Consider the following 12,474-nt stretch of genomic DNA (forward strand, 5'->3'; position numbering starts at 1 on the left):
AGTCCTCAAGGGGTGGCAATCGATGTGTGAACTGCTCGGGATGAGCGCCAACGTACCAACCGACATCTGCTTTAGCTTTACCGGGCTGGTACAGCGCGGTGGCCGAACCGGGCCACATAAAGATGGCTGGGGCATTACCTTCTATGAAGGCAACGGTTGTCGCACATTCAAGGATCCCCAACCCAGCTTCAATTCACCTATCGCCCGCCTGGTACAAGAATACCCGATCAAGTCCTGTGCCGTGGTCTCCCACATCCGCCAGGCTAATCGCGGCGAGGTGGCGCTGGAAAATACCCATCCCTTTACCCGTGAGCTGTGGGGCCGCAACTGGACTTACGCTCACAATGGGCAACTGAAAGGCCATCGCCAACTGGCCACTGGCAACTTCCGCCCGGTGGGCCAGACAGACAGTGAATATGCCTTCTGCTGGCTGTTACACCAGTTGGCGCTGAAATACCCCCGTACTCCAAGCAACTGGCCAGCCGTGTTTCGCTATATTGCATTATTGGCCGATCGGCTGCGGCAGAAAGGGGTATTCAATATGCTGTTGTCAGATGGGCGTTTTGTGATGGCTTATTGCTCCACCAACCTTTACTGGATCACCCGGCGAGCCCCTTTCGGCAAAGCCACCTTGCTCGATCAGGACGTAGAGATTGATTTTCAGCGGCAGACCACGCCGGATGACGTGGTCACGGTCATTGCGACCCAACCGCTGACGGGCAATGAAACCTGGCACAAGATTGCACCAGGCGAGTTTGCGTTATTTCACTACGGTGAGCGGCTGGCTGCGGGCGAACGGGTTGTTGCTGGTCTCAATCGTTGAGGCGTACTGCGTTGGCTGACCGCTGCCAATCACCGGCTGTGCCATCACATATTGGCCGTTGGCCACGCTAACCAGCGGTGGCTGACGGTTTTTGACGAAGTAGTCATAGCCCGGTTTTAACTGACGCCAGAAGCTGATATAGGTTGAGGAGCGGTGGCGTTGCAGGTTCTGTTCGGTCATGCGGAACGGATAAATGCTGATGTCCACCCTGCTTTGCCCATGGGCAAATGCCGCTTCAACGTAACGATAGATATCGTCCATATAGGCGTTGGTCATCGCGTAGCAACCAATCGATTTGCATTCCCCGTGGATCATCAGATAGGCACCGGAATATCCCTGTGCTTTATCGTAATCATTAGGGAAACCGATATTGATGGCGCGGTAATATTTGCTGTCTGGCTTCAGATGGCGGGTGTCGACGCTATAAAAGCCTTCCGGGCTTTTAAAATCCCCTTCACGGCGCTTCGGGCCAAGCCCACCGGAGAAGTTACAGATAGAGAAGCTATTCACCAGGCGGAATTCGTTGCCCATCTTGGCGTACAACTCCAGCTTGCGCTCTTCTTTGAATATCTGGATATAGACCGGTGAACCTAATAACTGCTGTGCAACCAAAGGGGCCTGGGGAGCCGGGGCAGGCTCACTGGCGCTGCACGCCGTGATCAGCGGCGTACAAAATAGCATCGCAAACAACAGCGCGATTTTGCTCATTCTTAATTATTCCTGCTTATTTATTTTTAGAACGCAGCCAGCGTGCCACTGACGGGGTTTGTGTATTTAACCTCGTCAGATTACCAGCGTGTTGTTTTTTAGCAATATGCGAAGTGTATAAAAAAACTACAATCATCGGTAAAAGTGAAATGAACCCAAGTTTTTAACGAATAGTGTCAAGAGATAACAGCTGTTTAATTGCATTTCCTCGACTCAGGTCACTAGATAGCACGGAAAAATTCTGTCGAAAATGTTAATATCTTGCCCATGCTGCATCGTTATTAATCGGTAATCAGTACGTGGATATTGTATGAAATAGCAACAATTCCGCCATCGTTTATAGCAATGTTTTAACATTCTGCAGTATTGGCTTAATCCTGGCCGATGAACGCTATCGGTCAGTGTGAATATTCAAGTTGGGCATGAGGTCATCGTGTTCATCCGGAGGGGGCCAAGGCTACCTCATCATCCTGCACGCTCTGCGCCTGCCTCTGGGTCGGTAGGACGTGTGAAAATTTAAAACATCGTATAAATCCTATGATCAAAATAAGAAAAGGGTTAGATCTGCCAATAGCTGGGGCGCCTTCGCAGGCGATCCAGGATGGCCCAGCGATTACGCAAGTGGCGCTGCTCGGTCAGGAATACATTGGTATGCGCCCCTCCATGTTGGTACAGGCTGGCGATCGCATTAAAAAAGGTCAGGCGCTGTTTGAAGATAAGAAGATCCCTGGGGTTTTCTTCACGGCACCGGCCAGCGGGCATATCGCCGCTATCAATCGCGGCGAACGCCGCATGCTGCAATCGGTGGTGATTGACATCGACAACGGCGGCGAAGAGCAGGTGGAACTGGCCTATTATCAGCAGGCCGATTTGCCCATGCTGGAGCGTCAACAGGTTGAAAGCGATCTGATCGCCAGTGGCCTGTGGACCGCACTGCGTACCCGCCCATTTAGCAAAACCCCCCGTCCAGGCACCTCACCGCGCGCTATTTTCGTCAGCGCTATCGATACTCAGCCGCTGGCAGCGGATCCGTTGGTGATCATCAACGAGCAATTGGCGGCATTTAATGCCGGGCTGACGGTATTGGCACGCCTGACAGACGGCAAGGTACATGTCTGCCACGCGGCAGGTACGCGGCTGGATACGGCTGCCGGGGCGCAGATTGATTACAACGAGTTTGCCGGCCCGCACCCTGCGGGGCTGGTGGGCACGCATATTCACTTCCTGGAGCCGGTCAGCCTGAAGAAGACCGTTTGGCATATCGGTTATCAGGACGTGATCGCCATCGGCACCCTGTTTACCACCGGCAAGCTGGACACCCAGCGCGTGGTCGCCCTGGCGGGGCCACAGGTGGAACAACCGGTGCTGTTGCGTACTCGTTTGGGGGCCAGCCTGGATCAACTGACGGCGGGCCGCCTGAAGGCCGGTGAGAACCGGGTGATTTCCGGCTCGGTGCTGAGCGGCTTCCATGCCAGCGGCCCGAGTGCCTGGCTTGGCCGTTTCCACAACCAGATTTCGGTATTGCTGGAAGGCCGGGAGAAAGAGCTGTTCGGCTGGATCGCTCCGGCATCGGACAAGTTCTCCATCACCCGCACCACGCTGGGTCATTTCCTCAAGCACAAGCTGTTCGCTTTCTCCACCACCACCAACGGCGGTGAGCGTTCGATGGTGCCGATCGGTAATTACGAGCGGGTGATGCCGCTGGATATTCTGCCGACCCATCTGCTGCGCGATCTGTTGGCGGGCGATACGGACAGTGCCCAGGCGCTGGGCTGTCTGGAGCTGGATGAAGAAGATCTGGCGTTGTGTACCTTCGTTTGCCCCGGCAAGTATGAATATGGCCCGGTGCTGCGCGAAGTGCTGACCAAGATTGAGCAGGAAGGATAACCGATGGGCCTGAAGAATTTTTTTGACAAGATTGAGCATCACTTCACGCCGGGCGGCAAGCTGGAAAAGTGGTACCCGCTGTTTGAAGCAACGGCAACGGTGTTCTACACGCCCGGCACGGTAACGCGCGGTGCCTCGCACGTACGTGACGCCATCGATCTGAAACGCATGATGATCCTGGTGTGGCTGGCGGTGTTCCCGGCCATGTTCTGGGGCATGTATAACGTGGGCCACCAGACCATTCCGGCACTGCACCATCTGTACAGTGGCGATCAGCTGCAACAGGTGCTGGCGGGGGACTGGCATTACTGGCTGGCACAGATGCTGGGGGCAACGCTCGGCGCCGATGCTGGCTGGATCAGCAAGATAGTGCTCGGTGCGACCTACTTTGTGCCGATCTACGCCGTGGTATTCCTGGTGGGCGGTTTCTGGGAAGTGGTGTTTGCGATGGTGCGCAAACATGAGATCAACGAAGGCTTCTTCGTCACCTCTATTCTGTTCGCCCTGATTGTGCCGCCAACCATGCCGTTATGGCAGGCCGCACTGGGCATCAGCTTTGGTGTGGTGGTCGCCAAGGAGATCTTCGGTGGTACCGGGCGTAACTTCCTCAACCCGGCGTTGGCGGGGCGTGCCTTCCTGTTCTTCGCCTATCCGGCGCAGATTTCTGGCGATCTGGTGTGGACCGCGGCAGACGGCTTCTCCGGTGCGACACCATTGGCGCAATGGAGCGTCGGCGGAGTTCACAGCCTGACCAACGTCACCACCGGCCAGTCCATCAGTTGGATGGACGCGTTTATCGGTAACATCCCTGGTTCGATCGGCGAAGTCTCAACCCTGATGATCCTGCTCGGCGGGGCAATTATCCTGTTTGGCCGTGTCGCTTCCTGGCGCATCGTGGCTGGCGTGATGATCGGCATGATCGCCACGGCGTATCTGTTCAATGCCATCGGTTCATCCACCAACCCGATGTTTGCCATGCCTTGGTACTGGCATCTGGTGCTGGGCGGTTTTGCCTTCGGTATGGTGTTTATGGCTACCGACCCGGTTTCCGCCTCGTTTACCAACAAAGGGAAGTGGTGGTACGGCATCCTGATCGGCGTGATGTGCGTGCTGATCCGGGTAGTCAACCCAGCCTATCCGGAAGGCATGATGCTGGCGATCCTGTTCGCCAACCTGTTCGCACCGCTGTTCGATTACCTGGTGGTGCAGGCTAACATCAAGCGGAGAAAAGCACGTGGCGAATGAATCTAAAAATGACAGCTTTGGCAAAACGCTGCTGGTAGTGCTGCTGCTGTGTCTGGTGTGTTCGGTGGTGGTCGCGGGTTCCGCTGTTGGGTTGCAATCCAAACAGCAGGAACAGCGGTTGCTGGATAAGCAGCGCAACATCCTGGACGTAGCTGGGTTACTGCAACCGGGGATGACTGGCGAACAGGTGAAAGCCACTTTTAGCAAGCGCATCGAACCGCGTTTGCTGGATCTGGACAGCGGTGAGTTTGTGCCTGGCGATGCGACCGCCTTCGATCTGGCTGCCGCGCTTCGCAGTGACGCCAAGAGCCGGGTGTTGACCGCCGAGCAGGATCTGGCCGGTATCCGCCGCCGTAGCAATCAGGCGGAAATCTACCTGGTGCGCGATGAAAGCGGCGCGGTGGACAAGATTGTGCTGCCGGTTTACGGCACTGGCTTATGGTCGATGATGTACGCCTTTGTGGCGTTGGATGCCGACGGTAATACGGTGCGTGGGTTGAGTTTCTATGAGCACGGCGAAACCCCGGGCCTGGGTGGCGAGATCCAGAACGCCAGCTGGCGCGCGCAGTGGATCGGCAAGCAGCTGTTTGATGACAGCGGCAACCCGGCAATCCGCATTGTGAAGGGTGGAGCACGGCAAGGAGATATCCACGGTGTGGATGGCCTGTCCGGCGCGACGCTGACCGCTAACGGCGTACAGCATACGTTTAATTTCTGGTTGGGCGAGCACGGTTTTGGCCCATTCCTGCAGAAAGTCCGTGAAGGAGCGCTGAAAAATGGCTGATTCCAAAGAGGTTAAACGGGTCCTGTTGGGGCCGCTGTTTGACAATAACCCGATCGCGCTGCAGGTGCTTGGCGTCTGTTCGGCACTGGCGGTAACCACCAAGCTGGAAACGGCGGTGGTGATGACCATTGCAGTCACCCTGGTCACCGCGTTCTCCAGCTTCTTTATTTCGCTGATCCGCCACCATATCCCCAACAGCGTGCGCATTATCGTACAGATGACAATCATCGCCTCGCTGGTGATCGTGGTCGATCAGTTGCTGCGTGCCTATGCGTTTGAAATCTCCAAACAGCTTTCGGTGTTTGTCGGGCTGATCATCACCAACTGTATCGTGATGGGCCGCGCCGAGGCGTATGCCATGAAGTCGCCGCCGATTGAGAGCTTTATGGACGGTATCGGCAACGGGCTGGGCTACGGCGTGATCCTGATCCTGGTGGGCTTCCTGCGCGAGCTGATCGGCTCGGGCAAGCTGTTTGGCATTACGGTGTTGGAAACGGTGCAGAACGGCGGCTGGTATCAGCCCAACGGCCTGTTCCTGCTGGCGCCGAGTGCGTTCTTTATCATCGGCCTGCTGATTTGGGGATTACGTTCCCTCAAGCCAGCGCAGATAGAAAAGGAGTAACCGCCGATGGCTCACTATATCAGCCTGTTTGTGCGTGCGGTGTTCGTTGAGAACATGGCGCTGGCGTTCTTCCTGGGGATGTGTACCTTCCTGGCGGTGTCGAAGAAGGTCTCCACCTCGTTTGGTTTAGGGATTGCCGTGACGCTGGTGCTTGGCATCTCGGTACCGGTCAACAACCTGGTCTATAACCTGATCCTGCGGGACGGGGCGCTGGTGGAAGGTGTCGATCTGAGCTTCCTCAACTTCATCACCTTTATCGGCGTGATCGCGGCGCTGGTGCAGATCCTGGAGATGATCCTCGATCGCTTCTTCCCGGCGCTTTACAACGCCTTGGGGATCTTCCTGCCGCTGATCACGGTGAACTGTGCCATCTTCGGCGGCGTGTCGTTCATGGTGCAGCGTGATTACAACTTTATGGAATCCGTGGTGTATGGCTTCGGCTCCGGCACCGGCTGGATGCTGGCGATTGTTGCCATGGCGGGGATCCGTGAAAAACTGAAGTATGCCGATGTGCCAGCCGGGTTGCGTGGCCTGGGCATTACCTTTATTACCACCGGATTGATGGCATTGGGCTTTATGTCGTTCTCCGGCGTCCAGTTGTAAAGGCAGGAAGCATTTATGGAAATTATTTTAGGCGTGGTGATGTTTACCTGCATCGTGATGGTGCTGGCGTTACTGATCCTGTTTGCCAAATCCAAGTTGGTGAACACCGGTGACATTGCCGTTGAGGTTAACGGCGATCAAGACAAAAGTTTTACCGCCCCTGCGGGGGATAAGCTGCTGAATATGCTGTCCAGCCAGGGGATCTTCGTCTCTTCGGCCTGTGGCGGCGGCGGCTCCTGCGGCCAGTGCCGGGTGGTGATCAAAGAGGGCGGCGGCGATATCCTGCCGACCGAGCTTTCCCATATCAGCAAGCGTGAAGCCAAAGAGGGTTGCCGCCTGGCGTGCCAGGTGAACGTGAAGCAGAACCTGAAAATCGAGCTGCCGGAAGAGATCTTCGGCGTGAAGAAATGGGACTGCGAGGTGATCTCCAACGATAACAAAGCCACCTTTATCAAAGAGCTGAAGCTGCGCATTCCGGACGGGGAAGATGTGCCTTTCCGCGCTGGGGGCTTTATCCAGATCGAGGCGCCCGAGCATGAAGTGAGCTATGCCGATTTCGACGTGCCGCAGGAATACCGTGGCGACTGGGATAAATTCAACCTGTTTCGCTATCGTTCGGTAGTGAAAGAGCCAACGGTACGTGCCTACTCGATGGCCAACTATCCCGATGAGAAAGGCATCATCATGCTCAACGTGCGTATCGCTACGCCGCCACCGAGCAACCCGGACGTGCCGCCGGGCATTATGTCTTCCTATATCTGGTCGCTGAAGGCAGGGGATAAGGTGACGATCTCCGGGCCGTTTGGCGAATTCTTCGCCAAAGACACCGACGCCGAGATGATCTTTATCGGCGGCGGGGCCGGGATGGCACCGATGCGTTCACACATCTTCGATCAGTTGAAGCGCCTGAAGTCGAAACGCAAAATCACCTTCTGGTACGGCGCGCGTTCCTTGCGCGAGATGTTCTACGAGGACGACTTCAACCACCTGCAGGAAGAGAATGAAAACTTTACCTGGCATGTGGCGCTCTCCGATCCACAGCCAGAAGATAACTGGACGGGCTACACCGGCTTTATTCATAATGTTCTGCTGGAAAATTATCTGCGTAACCATCCAGCACCGGAAGATTGTGAGTTCTATATGTGTGGGCCGCCAATGATGAACGCGGCGGTGATCAAGATGCTGAAGGACTTGGGCGTGGAAGACGAAAACATCATGCTCGATGACTTTGGTGGTTAAATGCGAGCAGCAGGCGGCGATAGAATGAAGGTTTGGATGATGGTTGCGGCGCTAGCTGCCGCAGTATTGCTGACCGGTTGTAAACCGCAGCAGGAAAACCTGCGTGGCAAGACCATGGGGACGTCGTACTCGATTAGCTATATCCCAGGGGACGGAACGCCTTCGGTGGCAACGCTGCAACAGGAGATCGACCAACGGCTGGTGCAGGTCAACGATCAGATGTCGACCTATCAACCTGATTCCGAACTGAGCCGCTTTAACGCCAGCCGGGAAGTGGACAAGCCTTTCCCGGTTTCTGCTGCCACCACGGAAGTGGTGCTGGAAGCGCTGCGCATTAACCGTGTGACCGACGGCGCGCTGGACGTGACCGTCGGGCCACTGGTGAATCTGTGGGGTTTTGGCCCGGAAGGGCGGCCGGATAAAGTGCCGAGCGCGGCCGAGCTGGAACAGCGCCGCAACTGGACGGGGATCGACAAACTGGCGGTAGAAGGTAATTCGCTGGTGAAACGCATTCCTGAGCTGTATGTTGACCTCTCTTCCATTGCCAAAGGCTACGGCGTTGATGTGATTGCTCAGTATCTGCAATCGCAGGACGTCAAAAACTACATGGTCGATATCGGTGGGGAAGTCCGCACCCGTGGCCATAACGGCGATCAGAAGCCCTGGCGCATTGCCATTGAACGGCCAACCGCCGGGGGGGAGCAGCAGGCGCAACTGGTGATCGAGCCGGGTGAGATGGCGATGGCCACCTCCGGGGATTACCGAAACTACTTCGAGCAGGACGGAGTGCGCTATTCTCATACTATCGACCCGCTTACCGGTAAACCGATCCGCCACCATTTAGTGTCGATCACGGTGATCAGCCCGCTGTGCATGACGGCAGACGGGCTTTCTACCGGGTTAAACGTGATGGGGCCGGAGCGGGGTATGGCGCTGGCCAACCTGCTGGGGATCCCGGTGTTGATGATCGTGAAAACCGCCAAGGGGTTTGAAGAGCGTTATTCCGATGCGTTCAAACCCTATCTGAAGAAAGGGTAGACCGTTATGTTGACGATGTTTGCTGCATCCTTTGTGCTGTTTCTGCTGGTAGTCGGCGGGATGTCGCTGGGCTATGTGTTCAAGCGCAAAACCTTGCAGGGCAGCTGTGGTGGCATTACCGCGCTGGGGATGGAGAAAGTCTGCGACTGCCCGGAGCCTTGCGATGCGCGCAAGAAGCGCATCGCCAAGGAAGCGCTGCGCCGCGAGATGCTGGAAAAACACCGAATCCTCTAGTCGTTCAGGTTTTCCATGTAGGGGCGTCACTAGTCTACACTCTCCATATTGAGCTTTTAATAATTAGCTGTATACTTATACAGTGTTATTGGAGGCGCGATGCGTAAAATCATTCATGTCGATATGGACTGCTTCTTCGCAGCGGTAGAAATGCGCGACAACCCCAGCCTGCGTGATATCCCGCTGGCTATCGGTGCCAGCGCCGATCGGCGTGGCGTGATCAGCACTGCCAACTACCCGGCGCGCCGGTATGGTGTACATAGCGCTATGCCGACCGCCACGGCACTCAAGCTGTGCCCGCACCTGACGCTGTTACCAGGGCGCATGGCGGCCTATAAAGAAGCCTCGCAGCATATCCGTGAAATCTTTGCCCGCTATACGCCACTGATAGAACCGCTCTCCCTGGATGAAGCCTATCTGGACGTAACCAATAGCACCCAATGCAATGGCTCCGCCACCCTGATTGCCCAACAGATCCGTCAGGAAATTGCCGCTGAATTGAACCTGACCGCTTCGGCGGGTATTGCCCCTATCAAATTCCTGGCCAAGATCGCCTCTGAGTTGAACAAGCCAAACGGCCAATACGTCATCACTCCGGCGCAGGTACCCGCTTTCTTGCAGCAACTGCCGCTGAGTAAAATCCCCGGCGTGGGCAAGGTCACCGCCAAACGGTTGGAAGAGGTGGGGCTAATCACCTGCGCCGATGTGCAGAACTATAATCTGGCCGATTTGTTAAAGCGTTTCGGCAAATTTGGCCGTGTGCTGTGGGAACGCTGCCAGGGTATTGATGAGCGTGAGGTTTCCCCCGATCGTTTACGCAAATCGGTAGGGGTTGAGCGAACGTTGGTGGCCGATATTCATGAGTGGAAAGATTGCGAGGCGTTGATCGTTGAGAAACTCTACCCAGAGTTGGAGATGCGGCTGCGCAAGGTCAAACCGGATCTGCATATCGCCCGCCAAGGGGTCAAGCTAAAGTTCCAGGATTTCCAGCAAACTACCCAGGAACACGTTTGGCCGGTGCTCAATATTGAGGATTTGCTCAACGTTGCCCGCCAGGCATGGCAGGAGCGGCGGGAAGGGCGTGGTGTGCGCCTGGTTGGCCTACACGTAACGCTGCTCGATCCTCAGTTGGAGCGGCAGTTGGTACTGACGTGGTGATAAGAAAAACGAGTGTGTTTAATGGACTATCCTAGGTACAATCAACGCCTATTTTTTTAGGGTAAATGCTTACAGGGAAGCAGTAATAATGGAAACGACTCACCAAGCGTCAGCAACAAAATGGACATGGGCCGATTTACAAAGCAGCTATCGATTCTGGGGGCTGATTTTTTATTTTGTTTTTTTTGCCTCTAGCCAATATATCTTGAATATCAACTCGGCACTGTATCTCAAACAATATACGGATCTGTCATATTCGCTAATTGGTATCGCATTTTCAGCACAGCAGGCAGGGTTTGTGCTCGGCTTCATATTGGCCTGGATGGCCAGTCGGATGAAAACCTACTATCTGCTGTATTTATTTAGTGCGCTCTATTTGCTTGGTATATCGTTGCTCTGTTTTAGTGCTGAAAACACCGTTTGCCTGATTGTCGGTGAAGTGATGATAGGGTTGGCGCTAGGGGCTATATTACTCACTATTCCTGCCTTTATTGGCGGTGCGGTTGGGACTACTGAAGTTTTTGTCTTGGCATTTGGGTTGATGGTGACGTTGAAATGGTTGAATAATATCTCTACTGCGCCTTTGTCCGGCTGGCTTTGGGATAGGGATATGTTGCTAGATAACCCATCCTACTTCTTTGCCGTGTTAGCTACCCCGATGATCATTGGCACATTGTTGCTATTGCCAATAAAGCCACGGCTATTTAATATTGCCCCTCCGGTACGGCTGGTAGCACCCATTACACCTAAATATCGCGAACCTGCAATTACCTTTCTGCTGTATTTTGTGCCGTTTTACAATATTTACTGGTTGGTAAAAGTTCACGCGGAAATCAGAAATTATACCCAATCCGCGACGCTACTAACCCCAAGAGGGGCTGGATGGTCGGCTTTTGCTGCGTCTATTGTCACGCCGGCGATTTTCTCCACGCTTAACGACAATCTACGCGCCATCATTGAAAGCCATGGGCAAACTGCAAGGTATAAAACCTGGTTGATTATTCTGTTTGCTTTCCTGTTACCACCTGTTAGTGCGGCGTTGATACAGTCGCAGATGAATGAAATCAACGGTAATCTCAAGCGAGTAGAACCGCTGTCATAACGAAAAATGGGCCCAGCTTTAAACTGGGCCCAACATCATTACCCGCGCTCAGGGATCGCTTTCAGCAGTACGGTCAGCAACGTCCAGTATTGGCCAACGCTGGCGATATGCACCTGCTCATCCGGCGAGTGTGGCCCGGTGATGGTCGGCCCAATCGACACCATATCCATCTCTGGGTAAGGTTTCTTGAACAAACCACACTCCAGCCCGGCGTGGATCACCATGATGTTTGGCGTCTTGTTGAACAGCTTCTGATAAGTTTCACGCACCAACTGCATCACCGGCGATTTGGCATCTGGCTGCCAGCCTGGGTAGCCGCCTTTCGGTGCCACTTTGGCGTTGGCCAGTTGGCCCACGGCGGTCAGCATATCCACGACATAGTCTTTACCGCTGTCGATCAGGGAGCGGATCAGGCAAACGATCTCGGCTTCATGCTCGCTGGTGGTCACCACGCCGACGTTCAGCGATGTTTCTACCACGCCTTTCACTTCGTCGCTCATGCGGATCACACCGTTTGGCGTGCCGTTGAGCAGTGCCACAAAGCGGCTCTGGCAGTCTACAGTTAGCGCCTGTACCGCGGTGGTGGCTGGTTCAAGCAGAACGGTAATGTTCTTCTCTTTGGCAGACAGTTCGTTTTGCAGTGTAACCAGGAACTGCTGGCTCAGGGTTTTCAGCGCATCGGCTTTGGCGGCCGGGACGGCAACCACGGTAGAGGCTTCACGTGGGATGGCATTACGCAGCGTACCACCGTTCAGCTCCAGTAGGCGCAGGTTCAGCTCTGGCGTATGGGCAAACAGGAAACGGGCCAGCAACTTGTTGGCGTTGCCCAGGCCATGATGGATATCGGCACCGGAGTGGCCGCCTTTCAACCCTTTCAGGGTCAGCTTCAGCGTTTGATAACCGGCTGGCAGCGCTTCACGTTGCAGCGGCAGGGTGGTGATGAAATCAATCCCCCCGGCGCAGCCCATGTAGATTTCGCCTTCCTCTTCGGAGTCGGTGTTGATCAGGATGTCGGCTTGTAACCAGTTTGG

Annotated in this window: 13 protein-coding genes; 11 read left to right on the plus strand and 2 right to left on the minus strand. The window is 55.1% G+C overall.

What is annotated here, in order from left to right; translation table 11 throughout:
• Positions 1 to 22: 22 nt before the first annotated feature.
• A complete protein-coding gene (locus ACLQ7H_RS02950) occupies positions 23 to 823 on the plus strand; it encodes a class II glutamine amidotransferase (protein ID WP_411751395.1) in 801 nt (266 codons plus the stop codon).
• Here the strand turns inward: ACLQ7H_RS02950 and dpaA are convergent.
• A complete protein-coding gene (dpaA, locus tag ACLQ7H_RS02955) occupies positions 761 to 1,531 on the minus strand; it encodes a peptidoglycan meso-diaminopimelic acid protein amidase (RefSeq protein ID WP_411751386.1) in 771 nt (256 codons plus the stop codon). The two genes, ACLQ7H_RS02950 and dpaA, sit on opposite strands and share 63 nt — an antisense overlap.
• Before the next feature lie 537 nt (positions 1,532 to 2,068).
• On the opposite strand from dpaA, the gene ACLQ7H_RS02960 reads away from it, so the two are divergent.
• From ACLQ7H_RS02960 to ACLQ7H_RS03005, 10 genes are all read left to right on the plus strand, one after another.
• Positions 2,069 to 3,418, plus strand: a complete 1,350-nt coding sequence (locus tag ACLQ7H_RS02960) for a Na(+)-translocating NADH-quinone reductase subunit A (RefSeq protein WP_411751387.1) — start codon at positions 2,069 to 2,071, stop codon at positions 3,416 to 3,418.
• A gap of 3 nt (positions 3,419 to 3,421) precedes the next feature.
• Complete coding sequence (locus ACLQ7H_RS02965; protein WP_411751388.1) at positions 3,422 to 4,663, plus strand: NADH:ubiquinone reductase (Na(+)-transporting) subunit B; 1,242 nt, start codon at positions 3,422 to 3,424, stop codon at positions 4,661 to 4,663.
• Entirely contained in the window at positions 4,653 to 5,447 is a 795-nt protein-coding gene (locus ACLQ7H_RS02970; protein ID WP_411751389.1) for a Na(+)-translocating NADH-quinone reductase subunit C, read from the plus strand. The genes ACLQ7H_RS02965 and ACLQ7H_RS02970 overlap by 11 nt, the downstream gene beginning before the upstream one ends.
• Entirely contained in the window at positions 5,440 to 6,069 is a 630-nt protein-coding gene (locus ACLQ7H_RS02975; protein WP_411751390.1) for an NADH:ubiquinone reductase (Na(+)-transporting) subunit D, read from the plus strand. The genes ACLQ7H_RS02970 and ACLQ7H_RS02975 overlap by 8 nt, the downstream gene beginning before the upstream one ends.
• A 6-nt stretch (positions 6,070 to 6,075) precedes the next feature.
• Entirely contained in the window at positions 6,076 to 6,672 is a 597-nt protein-coding gene (gene nqrE / locus ACLQ7H_RS02980; protein WP_021181925.1) for an NADH:ubiquinone reductase (Na(+)-transporting) subunit E, read from the plus strand.
• A 15-nt stretch (positions 6,673 to 6,687) separates the two neighbouring features.
• Complete coding sequence (gene nqrF / locus ACLQ7H_RS02985; protein ID WP_024483648.1) at positions 6,688 to 7,911, plus strand: NADH:ubiquinone reductase (Na(+)-transporting) subunit F; 1,224 nt, start codon at positions 6,688 to 6,690, stop codon at positions 7,909 to 7,911.
• 24 nt (positions 7,912 to 7,935) lie between these two features.
• Positions 7,936 to 8,949 (plus strand): FAD:protein FMN transferase, encoded by a 1,014-nt coding sequence (locus ACLQ7H_RS02990; protein WP_411751391.1) that lies wholly within the window; start codon positions 7,936 to 7,938, stop codon positions 8,947 to 8,949.
• Between the two features lie 6 nt (positions 8,950 to 8,955).
• Positions 8,956 to 9,183 carry a (Na+)-NQR maturation NqrM gene (nqrM, locus tag ACLQ7H_RS02995; protein ID WP_065683846.1) on the plus strand — a complete coding sequence of 76 codons (228 nt, stop codon included), beginning with the start codon at positions 8,956 to 8,958 and terminating at the stop codon, positions 9,181 to 9,183.
• Positions 9,184 to 9,282: 99 nt separating this feature from the next.
• Entirely contained in the window at positions 9,283 to 10,341 is a 1,059-nt protein-coding gene (gene dinB, locus ACLQ7H_RS03000; protein WP_411751392.1) for a DNA polymerase IV, read from the plus strand.
• Positions 10,342 to 10,429: 88 nt separating this feature from the next.
• Positions 10,430 to 11,443 carry a hypothetical protein gene (locus tag ACLQ7H_RS03005; RefSeq protein ID WP_411751393.1) on the plus strand — a complete coding sequence of 338 codons (1,014 nt, stop codon included), beginning with the start codon at positions 10,430 to 10,432 and terminating at the stop codon, positions 11,441 to 11,443.
• Positions 11,444 to 11,481: 38 nt separating this feature from the next.
• On the opposite strand, the gene pepD is transcribed toward ACLQ7H_RS03005, so the two are convergent.
• Positions 11,482 to 12,474, minus strand: a 993-nt coding sequence (gene pepD / locus ACLQ7H_RS03010; RefSeq protein ID WP_411751394.1) for a beta-Ala-His dipeptidase, incomplete at its 5' end; no start/stop codon positions are given.

Origin of the sequence: Serratia sp. (in: enterobacteria), assembly GCF_046715635.1 — a bacterium.
GTDB lineage: Bacteria > Pseudomonadota > Gammaproteobacteria > Enterobacterales > Enterobacteriaceae > Chania.